The sequence below is a fragment of the Brumicola pallidula DSM 14239 = ACAM 615 genome, assembly GCF_000428905.1.
In the GTDB taxonomy this organism is placed as follows: Bacteria; Pseudomonadota; Gammaproteobacteria; order Enterobacterales; family Alteromonadaceae; genus Glaciecola; species Glaciecola pallidula.
Genome location: NZ_AUAV01000013.1, coordinates 116,726 through 134,984 on the forward strand (window position 1 = coordinate 116,726; position 18,259 = coordinate 134,984).

13 protein-coding genes are annotated in these 18,259 nt (G+C 43.2%); 12 read left to right on the top strand and 1 reads right to left on the bottom strand.

Annotated elements, in window-relative coordinates; translation table 11 throughout:
- Window positions 1-3: 3 nt before the first annotated feature.
- The 9 genes from cydD to G399_RS20245 all read left to right on the top strand — a co-directional run bounded on the left by cydD (window position 4) and on the right by G399_RS20245 (window position 13,750).
- On the top strand, window positions 4-1,734 hold the full coding sequence (gene cydD / locus G399_RS0105175) for a thiol reductant ABC exporter subunit CydD (RefSeq protein WP_034896279.1): 1,731 nt from the start codon (window positions 4-6) through the stop codon (window positions 1,732-1,734).
- Window positions 1,718-3,385, top strand: a complete 1,668-nt coding sequence (locus G399_RS0105180) for an amino acid ABC transporter ATP-binding/permease protein (RefSeq protein WP_006008123.1) — start codon at window positions 1,718-1,720, stop codon at window positions 3,383-3,385. The genes cydD and G399_RS0105180 overlap by 17 nt, the downstream gene beginning before the upstream one ends.
- A gap of 190 nt (window positions 3,386-3,575) precedes the next feature.
- Window positions 3,576-4,604 (top strand): endonuclease/exonuclease/phosphatase family protein, encoded by a 1,029-nt coding sequence (locus G399_RS0105185; protein ID WP_006008120.1) that lies wholly within the window; start codon window positions 3,576-3,578, stop codon window positions 4,602-4,604.
- 639 nt (window positions 4,605-5,243) lie between these two features.
- Complete coding sequence (locus G399_RS0105190; protein WP_006008118.1) at window positions 5,244-7,604, top strand: TonB-dependent receptor domain-containing protein; 2,361 nt, start codon at window positions 5,244-5,246, stop codon at window positions 7,602-7,604.
- A 117-nt stretch (window positions 7,605-7,721) separates the two neighbouring features.
- Window positions 7,722-8,762: an alkaline phosphatase D family protein gene (locus G399_RS0105195; protein WP_006008116.1), complete on the top strand. Its 1,041-nt coding sequence runs from the start codon at window positions 7,722-7,724 to the stop codon at window positions 8,760-8,762.
- A gap of 23 nt (window positions 8,763-8,785) precedes the next feature.
- Complete coding sequence (betI, locus tag G399_RS0105200) at window positions 8,786-9,364, top strand: transcriptional regulator BetI (protein ID WP_026843490.1); 579 nt, start codon at window positions 8,786-8,788, stop codon at window positions 9,362-9,364.
- A gap of 29 nt (window positions 9,365-9,393) precedes the next feature.
- Window positions 9,394-10,857: a betaine-aldehyde dehydrogenase gene (gene betB / locus G399_RS0105205; RefSeq protein ID WP_006008112.1), complete on the top strand. Its 1,464-nt coding sequence runs from the start codon at window positions 9,394-9,396 to the stop codon at window positions 10,855-10,857.
- Window positions 10,857-12,557 carry a choline dehydrogenase gene (betA, locus tag G399_RS0105210; RefSeq protein ID WP_006008111.1) on the top strand — a complete coding sequence of 567 codons (1,701 nt, stop codon included), beginning with the start codon at window positions 10,857-10,859 and terminating at the stop codon, window positions 12,555-12,557. Before betB ends, betA begins: the two co-directional genes overlap by 1 nt.
- Complete coding sequence (locus tag G399_RS20245; protein WP_226988896.1) at window positions 12,506-13,750, top strand: BCCT family transporter; 1,245 nt, start codon at window positions 12,506-12,508, stop codon at window positions 13,748-13,750. Before betA ends, G399_RS20245 begins: the two co-directional genes overlap by 52 nt.
- Window positions 13,751-13,799: 49 nt before the next feature.
- Here the strand turns inward: G399_RS20245 and G399_RS0105220 are convergent, their stop codons facing one another.
- The gene (locus G399_RS0105220) at window positions 13,800-14,249 is read right to left on the bottom strand and encodes an SUF system Fe-S cluster assembly regulator (protein WP_006008107.1); all 450 of its coding nucleotides are present in this window, start codon (window positions 14,247-14,249) and stop codon (window positions 13,800-13,802) included.
- A gap of 374 nt (window positions 14,250-14,623) precedes the next feature.
- Here G399_RS0105220 and sufB point away from each other — a divergent pair, with 374 nt between their 5' ends.
- The 3 genes from sufB to sufD all read left to right on the top strand — a co-directional run bounded on the left by sufB (window position 14,624) and on the right by sufD (window position 18,259).
- Complete coding sequence (gene sufB, locus G399_RS0105225) at window positions 14,624-16,066, top strand: Fe-S cluster assembly protein SufB (RefSeq protein ID WP_006008105.1); 1,443 nt, start codon at window positions 14,624-14,626, stop codon at window positions 16,064-16,066.
- A 94-nt stretch (window positions 16,067-16,160) separates the two neighbouring features.
- On the top strand, window positions 16,161-16,934 hold the full coding sequence (gene sufC / locus G399_RS0105230; protein WP_006008103.1) for a Fe-S cluster assembly ATPase SufC: 774 nt from the start codon (window positions 16,161-16,163) through the stop codon (window positions 16,932-16,934).
- Between the two features lie 2 nt (window positions 16,935-16,936).
- Window positions 16,937-18,259: a Fe-S cluster assembly protein SufD gene (gene sufD / locus G399_RS0105235; RefSeq protein ID WP_006008101.1), complete on the top strand. Its 1,323-nt coding sequence runs from the start codon at window positions 16,937-16,939 to the stop codon at window positions 18,257-18,259.

Below are 18,259 nucleotides of genomic sequence, written 5' to 3' on the forward strand. Positions count from 1 at the left end.
CCGATGACAAAGACCGTAGGATTGCCGCATGAGCGAACAGGCCGCGACTTTTTAAATTCATACGCGTCCAAGCAACGTCGTGCGCTCTCAATGGCAGTGACGGCCGGTTCATTGTCAACGGTATTTATGTTGACGCAATGGCTGTCCTTTTCTTTTATAGCCGAAAAACTCATCATTGAGAATGAATCACTCGCGACAATGAGTTATTTGCTTATCATATTTGTTTGTGCGGTTATTGGCCGCACTCTATTGACTCGATTACAGACATCATTTTCGCAAACAGCCAGTCTCTGCATCCGGCGTGATATTCGAAGCGTCATCTTGGCGCATTGGCGCACATCCAGCCCACTTAATTTAAAAGAGACGTCGGTTGGCGCTTCCGCAGCTCAGTGGGTTGAAGAAGTCGAAGCAATGGATGGTTATTTTTCTCGGTATTGGCCACAGCAACTATTAGCTGTTATGTCGCCATTATTGATTTTGTGTGTTGTTGCTTATTTGAATTGGTTATGCGCTTTGTTATTACTCATTTCTGCCCCCCTTATCCCGTTATTTATGATTTTAGTGGGAATGGGCGCAGAGCAGCTCAATCAAAAATACTCTACTATTCGACAACGCTTAGCCGGCCACTTTTTAGACCGCGTTGCCAACCTGTCTACTATTAAAATGTTAGGCGCTGAAAAAGCAGTTTTTGAAGAAGTTGGTGAGCATAGCGATAATTATCGTAAGGTGGTAATGAAAACTCTTAAACTGGCCTTTTTGTCGTCAACCGTTTTAGAATTTTTTACTAGTATAGCTATTGCTAGTTTAGCTATTTATATTGGATTTTCGCTGTATGGTGCAATTACATGGGGTCCTGCAGATAGCCTATCGCTATTCACCGGTCTCGTGATTTTAATACTCGCACCTGAGTTTTTTCAACCGCTGCGAAATCTATCACAGTATTATCACGACCGCGCAACCGCACTTGGGGCGGCTAATAATCTTGTCATACTACTCAATAGAGGGGCGGATGATAAACCATCAAATAATCGCAAAGATATAAAAGAGTCACTAAAAAAACAAATAAGTACCAGCAAAGAACGCGGCGATGAAGCACGTATCGAACTGCATAAGCTGTGTGTTGCATTTGAAGAAAGTAGCGTATTGACTAAACCAATTAATATTGCACTGAACACCGGCCAAACCCTTGTTATTACCGGTAGTTCCGGCACGGGTAAGTCTACATTGCTGAATATTATTGCAGGCTATATACCTGCTACACATGGCCAACTGCATTTTTATCCTAAACATGACTTACCCATTGCCTATCTGCCGCAAAACGCATGGATAAAAAATGACACTATTATCAATAATCTTGCTGCGTTAGCGCCCAATGCAAGTAAAAAGGAAATGCTAGATGCACTCGATATACTTGGCTTGGCGAGCGAATTGGCGCTTAATCATTCAGGTCTGGATACCGTTATCGGTGAGCATGGACAAGGACTTTCTGGTGGCCAAATGCAGCGTATTGCATTGGCAAGAGTATTACTCAATCCTGCACCGATTGTACTTTTAGATGAGCCATCTGCAAAGCTAGATTTGATCAGTAAAGAATTCATTATTAAGGCGCTTAAAAGCTTAAAAGCAGATGTGATTTTAATTATTGCGACACACGATCCCTCTCTGATTTGCATTGCGGATATTCACCTCAACTTAGATACACTAAGAGAAACAGACAATGCAGTACTGGTTTAATTTACTCTTAAAAAGTCAGGGCCGCCGCTTATATTGGGGTATATTTTGGGCCTTCTTTTCTGCCGTTTCAGCTGTCGCGTTATTAGCCCTTTCGGGCTGGTTTATTACCGCAACCGCATTAACTGGGGTTGCCATAACGGCTGGCATATTTGTCAGGTTTGATATGTACTTACCCGGTTCTGGCATTCGGTTTTTTGCATTGAGTCGAACGATCGGCCGTTATATAGAAAGAATATATAATCATGACACTATTTTGCGCTTAATTTCTGCGTTTAGGTTAAGACTTTTTAAGGGCTTATCTGACTTGCCACTCAGTGAGTTGCGCGCAACATCAGACAGCGAATGGTTAGGTAAACTAACCGCTGATTTAGACTCTCTTGATAGCATATTAATTCGTTATACTATTCCACCCATCGTCGCCACTTTAGTTATTTTGACCCTCACTTTATTTTTGAGCTTCATTTGGCTTGAACTCGCCTTATATCTCGGCGGATCCATGCTTTTATGTATTGCGGTTATTATCGGTCTTACTATTACCCAAACGAAACGCGTAGCTGCAGCATCATCTCTTTTGCTCAGTGAACTTCGAGCTGACATTATCGAGCATCTGCAAGGCGCGTTTGTCTTGCAGTCACAGGGCTTAATGGAGCGTCACGAAGCTCAGATACTAAGCCGCCTCAATTGCTTTAATGATATTGAAAAGTCATTGAATTCAAGAGTAGCGAATATCCAGTTGCTTTTGGACACCATTCTTGGGCTGGTATTGATTGTTTTGGTTATTGTTGGACTTTATTCAGTCGGATCATCAAGCATCAGCGGACCGACTGCTGTCATGCTAGCGATGCTGTTTATCGGTGTGTCGGAAATGTTGCAAAGTATTCCAAGTCAGTTTAGTACATGGGGTAAAACAGATTTTTCTGCAAATAGACTGAAAGAGTTAGTAAAGCAGCCACATACTAAAACTGATCCACAAAAAGTTGATATTGAGGCTGTTTCTGTCAGGTTATCTGATCACCCTAAGATCCCGATCAGCCAAAAAAAAGATCTGGTATTTTTGTTAGCGACTCAACAATTACACTTAATTTATGGTCGTTCGGGCACAGGTAAATCAACCTTAGCTAATTTACTGGTGGGCACTGGGCTGTCTAAAGATCAAGAGAAAATAAGTATCACGGTTAATGCGGGCACCAGTTTGCTAGATATTGCTTCAAGCGACTGGCACAGCAGTCTGGGTTACCTTGATCAGAGCAACGCCATTTTAGCCGGTACACTCGGGTATAACTTAGCTTTAGGTTTACAAACAATATCCGAAGGTGCGATTTGGCATGCCCTTGAGATGGTTGAGTTGGACGAGTGGGCAAACGATTTACCACAGGGGCTTAATACCTGGCTAGGCGAAACTGGCGGTAAAGTATCCGGAGGACAAGCGCGCCGGATCTGCTTATGTAGAATACTATTGAGAGACCCGAAATTGGTTATTTTGGATGAGCCTTTTAACGGTATAGACACTACTATGGCATGCCGTATTTGGCAAAATATCGCGCTCTGGCTGGACCCCAAAATGGTCGTTCTACTCACACACGAAAGGCCTATCTTCTTGAGTGATGAAGAGACCATAAGTGAAGTCTGTTTGGATGTGTTTACAAAATAATATCTAACTCTTGCACCTACACAAAGCGTCTTTAAGAGAGAAATTATCCTCAAGTTAACGAGGCTCTGATGAGTGCAAGACTTTATTCATCGGGGCTAAAGAAATCCCTAAGCGACAGTTGGCTTTTAATGTAATTCCAACTCGAAAAGCGTTACTATTTACGCCACAACCTATACGGAAAAGATATCTTATGAGTCGTTTTTATAAAACAATAACAGTAGCAATAGCAGTCAGTTTGTTGGCCGCGTGCGGATCCTCGCCGCAGATAGATTTAGTTAACACTTCTGTGCAATCAAACTTTCCAGTCGTTGCAAAAGAACAAGTAAAAGATCTAAGCATAAACGACCATGTGCTAAGCGTCGCTACTTGGAATGTTGAACATTTAGCTTATCCAATCGATCAAGGCTGCAAACCGCGGAATGAAGATGAACTGCAAGAAATGCGCGCATATGCGCAAAAACTGGATGTCGACATAGTTGCTCTTCAAGAAGTCGCTTCAAAAGAAGCGGTTCATCTGCTTTTCCCTAAAGCCGAGTGGCAAGTCATTATGTCGGCAAGACCGGACAGTGAAGCATATGAATGCCGTGGTTCAGGATATAAATCCACTCAACAAAAAACCGCTATCGCTGTTAAAAAGGCCCTGCAAGTTGGTGCCGTTGAGCAAAATCAAGCATTTATGCTCAAGCATCCAGGTCTTCGATTTGGCTTAGGTATCTCTATTCAAACAGCGCTTGGGATGACAAATATTCTTAACTTACATTTAAAGAGCGGCTGTTTTGTCGACGACTATTTGAAGAGTGACTCTCGAGCCTGTCAAGATCTTAGCGAGCAAGCAGCCATTCTGTATGATTGGATTGAGAAACGCGAAAATTCATCCGCTCCTTACGTTATTTTAGGAGACTTTAACCATCGTATTTCGGCTCCGTATAATAGAATGACCCGATCTATAAGGGCCAAATCAAAAAGTGCGACCTCACCTATTCAAATAGTCACACAGCCTCTCATAGGTTGCCATCCGAGCTATCCAGCTCCAATAGACCATATTATTGTCGGTGGATTAACAGCAACCAGTGTAACATTGAGTCCGCTAGTACATTACTATGATGACATGCAAGAGGACGCCATGTTGAGTGATCACTGCGCCACATCAGTGAATATTGCGCAAGCTCATTATCCACTATCGACGTCCGTGAAATGGCAAGTAAGCAGCAAAGAGTAATAGATTGTTTCAGGCGCTATTTATCAACAAGCCGGCACAATTCTGCTGCGCTGGGACCAAGATATCGTTATTTTGTCTAACCCGATGTATGGTTCTTGGAATTAAGTCAATAAACAGTCATCTACGTCGCTTCGAAAACTAAATTTGTTCTCGAAACGACCAAAGCGGTAAAAATCTTTGCACCGCTAATGTTAGAAATCAAAGATGATCGGGCCAACTCGGTGGGAGATCGAAAATTAATAGTTAGAACACTAATATTATTTTACGTATTGAGCGTTCTTTATTAGATATGCTTAAAAAGCAATCCGTGACCAATTCTGGAAAGTGCTTATTTTTTAACCAGCACTAGTAGTGAGTATTATGAAGCATCTGTTACGTCATATTAAGGCCTTCAAAAATGTCTTTAAATAGGCTTTCGAACTGCTATAAAAACCCCGCCAAACATAGCTTACATCAGATTATAAATTCCATAATATGGGTATGCTATCAGAATGTAAAAAAGACTCTTTTAATGATTTTATTAACCGGAAAATCAAGCAAACTTGATATTAATTGAACGTTCAATTAATATAACCGTGGTTGGCATATTATTCCCACACATCAAGAACGTTTACTAAAATACATTCAACAGGAACTTTTATGAAACCTCATTTGCCTATGAAGCACAGCGTGATCGCACTATCTGTATTATCAGCAATATCTGTAACCTCCCTGTCCGCTATCGCAGAAGATAGTAAAGAACAGCGAGCGGATACCGAACAAAAAAAAATAGAAACTATTCAAGTTACCGGCCGCAGCCTTTCTTATGCAAACAGCACCGTCTCATCGGAAATGAAAAAGCAGCAGACTCCTATGACCAGCGCACTATCTATTATCGATAACCTGCCTGGTGTATTAGTGAACGAAGGCGACCCCTTTGGATCAGACGAATGGTCAACCAGTATTTCCATGCGTGGATTTCAACTGGATCTTGCATCTCAGCAAATTGGTATGACCGTCGACGGCATTTCCAACGGCAACTCTAACTACGGCGGTGGTACAAAAGCCAGCCGTTATATCGATACTGAAAATTTACGCAGTATTGAAGTATCTCAAGGTACAGCAGACATTAGCTCGCGTTCCAACGAAGCGCTAGGCGGCACGCTTGATTTCACAACAATACGCCCTAGTTTCGACGAGAAACTAACCGTCAGCACTACTCTTGGTGAATACAACGCACGCAAATTTTACACGCGTTACGATACGGGAGAGATTGCTCAGGACACATTTGCATGGGTGTCTATATCAACGCAACAAAATGATGACTATATGGACGGTTCAATAACTAACTCACGGGATCATGCTGAGGGTAAAATAATCAGTCGCATTGGCGACGTCGATTTAACTGGTTATTTGAGCTACGACGATGCTGTAGAATATACCTACCAGCGTGTTTATGGCCTTGAACAATATGCGCAAGATCCTAATTGGGATGGCCTCATCAAAACCTTTACGGGCGTGCCTTATCAAGACCAAGCGTTACGTAAAACTTGGGGTACTGAGCGTGAAAACCTTTTTGGTTATTTACAAGCAGACTTCATGGTCAGTGAAGTTAAGGTTAGCACCAACGTTTATTACCATAAAAACGAAGGTATGGGTAAATGGATGCCGTACTACATGGCCGACGTCACAGATGACGGCGCAGGCAATCCGCACTCCGAGCTAGATAATTCGACCACAGCCTTCGGTGGCTCATCAGCGGGCAGCATCTATTTTGTTAATCGTGACGGTGAGTCGTTGTCACCTAACGCCGGCTGTGTCAGTTCTATCGGTTACCCTTATGGCGGTGGCGGACCTGAAATCGATCCTGGTTGCTATGAACAAGGTGCTATGCCTGTCAGTTCAAATCGTCATAGTAATTATAGTAAAGAGCGTTACGGCGTAAACGCCGACTTAATTTGGAATACCACGATTGCGGGTATGCCAAATACGTTACGCGGTGGTTTATGGTATGAAGATTATCAGCGCGATGAGAACCGTAGCTGGCATAAAACCATCGATGCGGCAACTGGCCCACGTTATGAAAACACGCCTTACTGGATCCAGTATAGTCGAGAGTTTCCAGTCGAGACTCTGATGTATTATATTGAAAACGAGATAGATACTGGTTTTGCTAAATTTCGCTTAGGTGCTAAGAAATTCAACGTTGACGTTACTAAGGAAGATCAGTTTGTACCAGCAAATAACTTGAACGTGTCATCTGACTCAGACGCCTTAATATCAGCTGGATTTGTTGCCCCCTTACCCTTGAGCGGCTTGGAAGTATTTGGTGGTTACGCTGAGAACTTTGCCGCAATAAAAGATGGCGTATTAGAGCTTGACGACACTGACGTGAGCCAAATAGAGCCGGAAACAGCGGATAACATCGATTTTGGTCTGCGTTACTCCACACCTGGTTTTAACGCCAGCTTGACCTATTACAACATTAAGTTTGAAAACCGGATCACGTTTATCAGTAATGAAGATGTCAACGGCATCGACTTCTTAGAAGCGGCTGCCGGCGGATACGTTAACGACGGAGGTGTCGAGTCGGACGGTATCGAAGCATCGTTAGACTATAGACTGACTGATAGTCTGGGTGTTTATGTTTCTTATACTAAAAATGACTCTACATATACCGACAAAGGCTTCCTTGGCAACACCGTGTTAGGAAGTGCTCAGGATATGGCCGTGGTTAGCTTTGACTATACCAAAGGCGATTTTTATGCAGGTTTTAGCACAAAATATGTTGGTGAACGTTATTTAGATCAAGCCAATACGCAGGAAACTGACTCTTATGTAGTGAGTGACTTGTACGTGGGTAAAACAGCATATGAATTTGCTGGAGCCATTCAAAGTATGGAGCTAAGCTTCACAATAAACAATGTCTTTGACAAAAACTACCTTGGCACAATTGCGCCTAACGCAGCTTGGATAGGTGCCCCAAGAACGGCGACATTTAACGCCAAGTTCGTAATGTAAAAAACGTAATGTAAAAAACGTAATGTAAAAAACGTGACGTAAAAAAACGTGAGAAAGGCCACATGCAGTAACAACTGTATGTGGCTACTTCACTAGCATAATAGGGTAAAAAAACGCATGTTTAGATTATTAGCAATTTGCACGTTATTGTTCACCACTGCGGTTTCAGCTGGTGCACCAAGTCGTATTTTATTTGGTTCGTGCTCACATCAAGATAAAGATATTCCAATTTTTAGTAGTATTGTCGACGACGAACCTGAGGTTTTTATCTTTCTTGGAGATAACGTCTACGGCGATACTGAAGACATGGCGGTATTGCAGAGCAAATATGACAAACTGGGCGCAAAACCCGGTTTTAAAAAGTTAAAAGAACAGGCTGAGTTAATCGCCATTTGGGATGATCATGATTTCGGTGCTAACGATGCCGGTAAGCAATATCCAAAGAAAGAAGCCTCTCGCCAAATTATGCTTAATTTCTGGGATGAGCCTGAGAATTCGGCGCGTAGAACCAGAGAAGATGGTATTTATACCTCCTATCAATATGGAGAAGGCGATGAAAGTATCCACGTAATTTTACCTGATCTTCGCTGGAACCGAGATGACATTGCTCATGTAACTAGTGAAGAATATACTAACGTTCGCGAACCTAAGAACATGGGACCTTACAGCGTTCACAGCGATCCAAACGCCAGTATGATTGGAGAAAAACAATGGCTGTGGCTGGAACAAGAACTTAAAAAACCAGCACGCATAAAAGTGATAGGATCTAGCCTGCAGCTTTTGGCTGACTTTACGGGCTGGGAATCTTGGGCTAATTTCCCCGCAGACCGCCAGCGTTTGTTTTCGCTTATTAAAAAACATAATGTGAATGGGGTGGTATTAATAAGTGGTGATACTCATTGGGGTGAAGTCAGCTACTATGATGAAGACCTAGATTATCCATTATGGGAAATCACCTCGTCTGGTTTGACCCAGGAATGGAAAAACGTGAGTCCAAACAAACACCGCATCGGTAATTTTACCAGTAAGGTTAACTATGGTGCGCTGAATGTTGATTGGGGAAAAGACGATCCCGTCGTCACTTTAGGCCTTTACGATGTGGCCGGTGACGTGCTTAACGAACATCGGTTCAGGCTATCAACGCTGGAACCTTACTAATAAATTAATCATGTGAGAAAGGAATGCCAAAACTAGGAATGGAGTCAATGCGTCGTCAACAACTGATTGACGCGACGATTGATGTTGTTGCTGAAGTCGGCTTAAAAGGCGCGACTATAAATCTTATTTCAAAGCGAGCAGGGATGTCGTCTGGCATTATTAGTCATTATTTTGGTAGTAAACAGGCATTGATTGAAGCTTCTGTTCGGTATCTGCTTTCTCAACTTAAAATAGAGTATTCGCCAGATAACCCATATGACCGGCTAATGAAGATTGTTGACTTGAATTTTTCAGGCATACAAAAGGCCGATTCTAGTACTAAGACCTGGTTAAGTTTTTGGGGACAGTCTATGCATGATCCCAACTTGTATCGCCTACAAGAGATAAATAAGCGTCGTCTTGTGAGCAATTTACGTTACAGCTTTAAACAATTATTAGATCCTAAAACGGCTCACGATGCTGCCGAAGTCACCGCTGCATTAATCGATGGTTTTTGGTTGCGCTGTGCATTAAGTCGGGCCAATCAAGAAAAATTTAGCCAAGCGAAAGGATACTGTAAAAAATACATCAACAGTGTGCTGGAACAGCCCACTGTTATTTAAAAATTTACCAACACCAATCGGAGTTATCGTTGCCTTCTACATTACTTAAAAATTTTATTCATGGTCGCCATGTCGACAACAGTGACAACGCCTTTTTTGACGTTATCAATCCAAGCACCGGTCAAGTAATCTACGCTGTTCAAACAGCAGGTGAAACACTCTTAGAACAAACCGTAACAAGTGCTCAGGAAGGCTTTAAAATCTGGTCTAAAACGCCGGCTATAGAACGCGCTAGGATACTGCAACGAGCCGCCGCGATACTCAGAGAGCGCAACGATGAACTAGCCAAAATCGAAGTACTCGACACCGGAAAGCCGTGGCAAGAAGCAGTAGAGGTTGATGTCCAAACCGGTGCAGACGCAATTGAGTATTTTGCTAATTTATCCACCTCAGTGATGGGCGAACAGCAAAGCGTCGGTAATGATTTCTTTTATACCAGACACGAACCACTCGGCGTTTGTTTAGGAATAGGGGCGTGGAACTACCCTCTGCAAATAGCCTGTTGGAAGGCCGCGGCGGCCTTAGCCGCGGGTAATAGTATGATTTTCAAGCCATCTGAAGAAACACCTCGCAGTGCCAGCCTATTGGCTGAAATATTTATTCAAGCCGGCGTGCCCGAAGGTGTATTTAATGTCATTCAGGGAGACGGGGTCGTTGGCAACTATCTGGTTCAGCATCCGGCAATCGCTAAAGTATCCTTAACCGGCGAAGTCGGAACCGGCAAAAAAGTCATGGCTGCAGCCGCAGGCACACTGAAAACGGTAACCATGGAACTCGGCGGTAAGTCGCCATTAATCGTATTTGAAGATGCCGATATTGATGAGGCTGTAACGGGTGCCATGCTGGCGAACTTTTATACACAGGGTGAAGTTTGTACTAATGGAACGCGGGTATTTGTGCACAAAGATTGCTATGCCACCTTCATGGAACGTCTATTGGTGCGTACCCGAGATAATGTCCGTGTCGGCGATCCATTAGACCCAACAACCAACTTAGGCGCACTGATTTCCAACAGTCATATGCAAAAAGTATTGGAATACATTGAGTCAGGCAAGGATGAGGGCGCAACGCTGGCCTTCGGAGGTGAACGTATTAAACCACCGGGCTGTGAAAACGGTTATTTCGTGGGGCCAACCATCTTCACCGATTGTAATGACGATATGCGTATTATACGCGAAGAAATTTTTGGACCGGTCATGTCTGTAATGACATTTGACACCGAAGAAGAAGTAATCCAACGCGCCAATGATACTATTTACGGGCTTGCGGCCGGTATTTTCTGTCAGGACTTACGCCGTGCCCACCGCGTGATAGCGCAATTAGAAGCGGGTATTTGCTGGATTAATGCGTATGGCAACTCCCCTGTAGAGATGCCGGTAGGTGGTTATAAGCAATCCGGTATTGGTCGTGAAAATGGGATAGAAGGCTTCAAGTCATACACGCAGACTAAATCAATTTATGTCGGCATGGAAAAACTTGAAGGTCCGTTCTAATGTCGTCTAAAATCACGGATAACTTCGACTATATTATTGTGGGAGCGGGATCAGCCGGCTGTGTGCTGGCTAACCGCTTGACCGAAGATGCAGCTACTTCGGTCTTATTACTGGAAACCGGCGGCTCAGACCGCAGCATCTTTATTCAGATGCCGACGGCTTTATCGATCCCAATGAATAGCAAAAAATATGCTTGGCAATTTCATTCCCAGCCAGAGCCTTTTCTGAATAACCGTGAAATGCACTGCCCGCGAGGCAAAGTCTTGGGTGGCTCTTCGTCTATTAACGGGATGGTGTATGTGCGTGGTCATGCGCAGGATTTCGATGAATGGCAGACTCATGGCGCAGAAAACTGGGATTATCAGCATTGTTTACCTTATTTTAAAAAGGCCGAAGACTGGGCTTTTGGCACTGATGATTATCGTTCTGAAGGCGGATTGTTAGCGGTTAATAACGGTAATAATATGCAAAATCCCTTGTATCAAGCATTTGTCAACGCAGGGGTAGATGCAGGCTATATGACAACCAAGGATTACAATGGTTACCAGCAGGAAGGCTTCGGTGCTATGCACATGACGGTTAAAAAAGGGGTAAGGTGGTCAACTGCTAACGCCTATTTACGACCGGCTATGCAACGACCTAATTTGACCGTGAAAACCGGTATTCAGGTGACTAAAGTGTTACTGGAAGGTAAGCAAGCGGTGGGCGTTGAATTAGTTGAAGGCGACGGCAAAACCCAAATATTGGTTAATAAAGAAGTGATATTAAGTGCTGGCCCTATCGGTTCGCCGCATATTTTACAGTTATCCGGTATTGGCAGCACTGAGACTCTTTCGGCAGCGGGTATTGCAACCCAACATGAACTCCCTGGTGTGGGCGAAAACCTGCAAGATCACCTCGAATTTTACTTTCAGTACAAGTGCACACAGCCTATAACGCTAAACAGTCAGTTAGGCCCATTAAGTAAGCTAGCCATTGGTGTCCGTTGGATTTTATTTAAGACCGGATTAGGTGCAACTAACCACTTTGAGTCCTGTGGTTTCATTCGTTCTAAAGAAGGTGTTGAATGGCCAGACTTACAATATCACTTCCTACCCGCAGCCATGCGTTACGATGGTAAAAAGGCGTTTAACGGCCATGGTTTCCAGTTACATATTGGACACAATAAGCCAAAAAGCCGCGGCTCAGTAAAAATACAAAATTCTGATGCGTTTACCCCACCTCGCATTCAATTTAATTATTTGCAGCATACAGATGACATTGAGGCATTTCGCGCCTGTGTTAGGTTATCGCGTGAGATTATTGCACAACCAGCCATGGATGATTATCGGGGTGATGAGATCCAGCCCGGCGCTGACATTGTTACTGATGCGCAAATCGATGCATTCGTGCGCGAGACAGTTGAAAGCGCTTATCATCCTTGCGGTACTTGCCGTATGGGCGCCGCTGATGATGAGATGGCCGTGATTGATGCACAAATGCAAGTACGTGGTTTACAGGGGCTGCGTATTGTCGATTCGTCAGTTTTCCCTACTGCGCCCAACGGTAACCTCAATGGCCCTACTATGATGGTTGCTGAGCGAGCCGCCGATATTATAAAGCAGCAAGTGTTACCGCCAACCGATGTTGCTGTTTATAAAGACCCGCAATGGCAACAACGACAGCGCGGCGAGCAAGTAAAGCGGGATCTGACGTGTTAACGCTGGTCAGCATAGGGATGCTGTTTTTTATGGCTATGGTGGTGTTTATTTTAGCCCGCTGGGGTAATCTCAAGCTTAATGGCCGCTACCCCGTTTCAACGCTTACCTTTGTTGCCATATTGTTTACCTCTGGCCTAGATGTGGGGCTGATTATGTTCCCACTGACGGAATTTCCGGTGTATGCCGATATCCAAAAAAACAGTGAATACGCTTTTACTAACCCATTGGCGATTGAATTTGGCTTCTGGGGCTTCCTAGTCTGGGCAATCTATTTTGTCACTTGCTTTTACTTTTGTGCAATTGAGCCTAAAGTTAAGTTTTTTGAAATTGCTTTGGTTAAATGGAGCAACAACATTGTCATTATCGGCACCTGCGCTTTTACTGCTCACCTATTGTTTGCCAACTTAAGTTGGTATTTACCTGAGATTGCCGCAGGTGATGGCTTTCCCTGGTACTACGCACTCATTGTCGGTGCCACTATTTTGTTTTCAGTTTACTCAAGCACGGATATTAAGTTTGTTAAAATTCTAAGTTTGTCGTCAGGTGGGCTGTTTTTTGCTCTCATTATCGGGCTGGGTAGCGTTGCATTGCTGTCCGACAAAGTGTCAGCTTCGGACTACCTGAGTACCCTGCCACTGCTGACCAACTACTTCGCACATTTAGACCGATTTATTTTACCGATCAATGATTATCACGCATTTTATTTATTTTGGTGGTTTGCTTGGAGTATTATGATTGGCCAATTTACGGCCCGTTTTGTAGGCAATATGAGCACGCTAAAATTGTTTTTATGCATGCTTATCTGGCCTTCCCTTTCCATCGGACTGTGGTTTAGTGTGCTGTACGTCTTCCATTTAAAAGGCTTGCAGACGACTGGGTTTATCAATCTGGCCATGGTTTTCGTGGGCATTGTTTTTGTGATAAATTCCCTCGACTCGTTAATCCGCTTGTACTCTGACAACCTGAACTTAACTGTCGCGCGCTTTGGTAGGTACAAATACATAGGCTTACATGCCTTTTTAATGATGCTGCTGACCGTACTATTTAGCCTGCAATTTATTAAGATCCAATGGGTTGGCGCATTGGTTATTGGCATTAGCTTATGTTGTTTTGTGTATATTTTACTTGGCAAACATCAGCAACCTCTGCCCAAAACAAAAGCCTTGGTCTCTATGCCAAGCAACAGAAAATGAGTTGGCGTAAAAATACCTGCTGGGATTGATGTTTAATTACTTATTGGTTTTAGTTGGGTAGTTTGGTTAAGGCGGACTTGAGGCGGTTGATATCCATGGGCATGGTTCCCATGGCGTCCAGTGTAACGTTGTGCAGTGCATTGGAAATCACGCGATTAACGATGTTCCAATTCTCTTTTAATTCACAACTACTCGCAATTTGACAGTCACCGCCGTCCGACTTCGCACATTCAGTTAATGCTATTGGTCCGTCAATGGCTTCTATAATTTGGGCGATGGATATTTGATCCGGTTTACTACTCAGCTTATAGCCACCACGTGGGCCCCTAACTGAGGTTACTAAATCGCTAAGAGTCAGTGCTCGCATTAATTTACGCATCGTTGGTAGCGACAAGCTCGTCAACTCACATAAGCGCTCTTGCGTAATTAGTTGCTCGCAACTACGCATTTTAAATACCACTAATAGCGCATAATCTGCCATGCGGCTAATTCTTATCATGAAAGATTCCCTCAAAAAATTGACTCTTATTTAAGCACTTACAAAAAATATAGTATACCCCAGTGGTGTTACTTTTTTACTCAGGGATAAAAGCTCACTTTGCTATTTTTTGCACTGTATATCAAACCACTGTCATCAGAAATTCTATCCTGTTGCTAGCTTCACTGCATAGCAAAAAACAATAACAATAAATACTAATTTAGTGTCGTATTGATTATCACAATGATGTAGGGTAACATACATTACTAAATTGGTATCATTAATAGCGTTAGAGTCTCACTAAGTTAAATCAGAATCATAGGAGTGACGATGTAACTCAGCACTATTTACTTTTCAAATTACTTTTCAAACTTATATAAAGAGAGTTGATCACTATGAGCGATAACACTGTTATTGATGAGCGTATTAATTCCAAATACGAAGCTGGTTTTATCACCGATGTTGAAATGCAGACATTTGATCCTGGATTAAATGAAAATGTCATTAGAAAAATATCAGCGAAAAAAAATGAACCCGAGTTCATGTTGGAATGGCGTCTAGATGCCTATCGACAATGGTTAGAGATGGAGCGTCCAGCATGGGCACAAGTTAATTATCCAGAAATCGACTTCGATTCCATTGCTTACTACTCAAGTCCGAAAAGCCAAGAAGATGCGCCTAAAAGTTTGGCCGAAGTTGACCCTGAATTGCTGCGAACCTATGAAAAATTAGGCATCCCATTGCATGAGCAAGAGGCACTTGCTGGTGTCGCCGTTGACATCGTATTTGACAGTGTGTCTATCATCACCACTTTCAAAGAAAAACTAGCTGAGTCCGGCGTAATTTTCTGTTCACTTTCAGAAGCAGTCATCGAACACCCAGAATTAATTAAAAAATACCTAGGCTCTGTGGTCCCGGTTAACGATAACTTCTATGCGGCACTTAACTGCGCTGTCTTCAGTGACGGCTCGTTTGTCTATATTCCCAAGGGCGTTAAATGTCCCATGGAATTGTCGACCTATTTCCGGATCAATGAAATGAACACTGGGCAGTTTGAACGAACCTTGATTATTGCTGACGAGGGCAGCTATGTGAGCTACCTTGAGGGTTGTACCGCACCATCGCGTGACGAAAATCAACTGCATGGAGCCGTGGTTGAGTTAGTCGCTCTAAAAGGCGCACAAATCAAATATTCGACCGTCCAAAATTGGTATCCCGGTGATGAAAACGGTAAAGGTGGTATCTATAACTTTGTGACCAAACGCGGTATCTGCCATGACGATGCAAAAGTATCGTGGACTCAAGTAGAAACCGGTTCCGCAATTACGTGGAAGTACCCAAGCGTTGTATTACTCGGTGATAATAGTGTCGGTGAATTTTACTCAGTCGCCCTAACGCGTAACGCACAGCAGGCTGACACTGGGACAAAGATGATCCATCTTGGTCGCAATACTCGCAGTACAATTATTTCGAAAGGTATTTCTGCTGGCAAAGGGTCTAACTCATATCGTGGATTAGTTAGCATATCGCCAAAAGCAGAGGGTGCGCGTAATTTCACTCAATGTGATTCACTACTCATTGGCGATAAATGTGCTGCTAACACATTCCCCTATATTGTAAGCAAAAATCCAAGTGCAATAGTCGAACATGAAGCAACCACATCAAAAGTAAGTGACGATCAGTTATTCCTATGCCAACAACGCGGCATAGATCCTGAGAAAGCAGTATCAATGATTGTTAATGGTTTCTGTAAATCAGTTTTCAAAGAGCTACCAATGGAATTCGCCATGGAAGCCGGAAAACTGTTAGAGGTCAGCCTAGAAGGGTCTGTCGGATAGCACTCCAAGCAAAATTAACCCAAATTCATGATACAGATATCAGGTATAGCAACACGCTGATAAAGACTTTACTAGAATATATAAAAGGTACCAGATGCTAAACATTAAAAATTTAAAAGCCAACGTTGATGGCAAAGAAATCCTCAAAGGCCTAAACATTGACGTTAAACCAGGTGAAGTCCACGCAATTATGGGCCCCAATGGGAGCGGTAAGAGTACATTGTCCAATGTACTCGCAGGTCGTGATAAATACGAAGCAACCGCGGGAACCATCACTTTTGGGGGCAAGGACTTATTAGCTCTTGAGCCTGAAGATCGCGCTCGCGAAGGCATTTTTCTTGCCTTTCAATATCCGGTTGAAATCCCTGGAGTGAGCAATCTTGAATTTTTAAAAACATCCCTTGAGTGTCTGCACGCTTATCAAAATAAACCGCTTTTAAGTGCTGTTGAATTTCTGAAACTGGCTCGTGAAAAGTGCAAGCTGGTTGATTTACATACCGACTTTCTTAAGCGCGGAGTCAATGAAGGCTTTTCAGGTGGTGAGAAAAAACGTAACGAAATTATGCAAATGCTCATGTTAGAGCCAAAGCTGTGTCTTCTTGACGAAACCGACTCAGGTTTAGATATCGATGCACTCAAAGTTGTGGCCGATGGTATCAATACCTTACGCAGCCCGGATCGTGCCTTTATCTTGATCACTCACTACCAGCGCTTGTTAGATTACGTTCAGCCTGATTTTGTGCATGTATTGTCCGACGGTCAGATTGTTAAATCTGGTGGCAGTGAGCTGGCATTAGAATTAGAGGACAAAGGCTACAGTTGGTTAGAAAGTGGAACTGAGCAATCAGCAAATCCACTTAAGGTTTAACAATGAATAATCTAAAGCTAGTAACAAACGACTTCAGCGGCGCGCAACGATCTCAAAAAAATCCGTGGTTACAAGGAATTCGTGATGCCGCAAGCGAGCGCTTAAGAGTGCTACAATTACCGACGCGAAAAACTGAAGATTGGAAATATCTGAAGCTTGAAAAATTGTTAGCTAATGACCAACTTGACGCGCAAAGCATGCAAGAACTTGATTCGAAAAGTCTAGAGGATATCGATGAATTACTTGAGCAGTCTTTTATCGACGGCCTTGACGCGTATCGCCTGGTTTTTGTGAATGGCGTGTTCGTTAGTCAATTGTCACAACATGATAGCAACCCTTATAGTGTTTTGTTCTCTGCAGCTAGCAAAGCTCAGCAACAATTAATTGTAGATCATCTAGATACCAGTCATAACTATTACCATGACTATTTTTCTAGTCTAAACAGCGCGCAACTCGAAGACGGTTTGCTGATCAATATTCCGAAGGACTGTGTTGTTGACAAGCCCTTTTACATTGTCAATCTGACGATAGGTGAACAGCCAAAAACCAGTATGATGCGATTGCTAGTTATTGCTGAAACAGGCAGTACGGCGACCATAATCGAACATGAAGATGCGCCATTAAAGCATACAGGAATGGTTAATACTGTGATTGAATGTTTTGTTAATGACCACGCATATATCACGCATAGCCGTCTGCAACTGGATGAGAGTGTGACCAGTATATGCAGTCATCGCGTAAGACAAAGCGCTCATAGTACTTACCAACAACATCAAATTAGCCTAGCCTCAAAACTAAAACGTAACGATCTTACTGTGGCCTTGCGAGGCGAATATGCGAGCGCGGATATCCGAGGTAGTTTCTACGGTCGCCACCAGCAAAGTATCGATAACCACACTTGCATGGAACATATTGTACCCAATTGCACCAGCAATGAGGTCTTTCGAGGTCTGGTGGACAACGAAGCCAATGCCGTGTTCAATGGCCGTATTCATATTCATCCCGACGCCCAAAAAACATTAGCGGAACTGAGTAATAAAAATTTACTACTGTCAGATTTTGCGACTATTAATACTAAACCCGAACTGGAAATTTACGCTGACGATGTGAGATGTTCACATGGCGCCACAGTAGGTCAGATTGATAATGAGGCATTGTTTTATTTACAATCTAGGGGTATACCAAAGGCCGAGGCTAAACGAATATTAAGCCTCGCTTTCATAGCCGAAATAGTAAATCAGCTAACCGACGATAATGTGCGAGAGTTTGTTTCACAACGTTCATCTAGCTTGTTTACTACATTGCAGCCCGAAGGAGCAAAATAA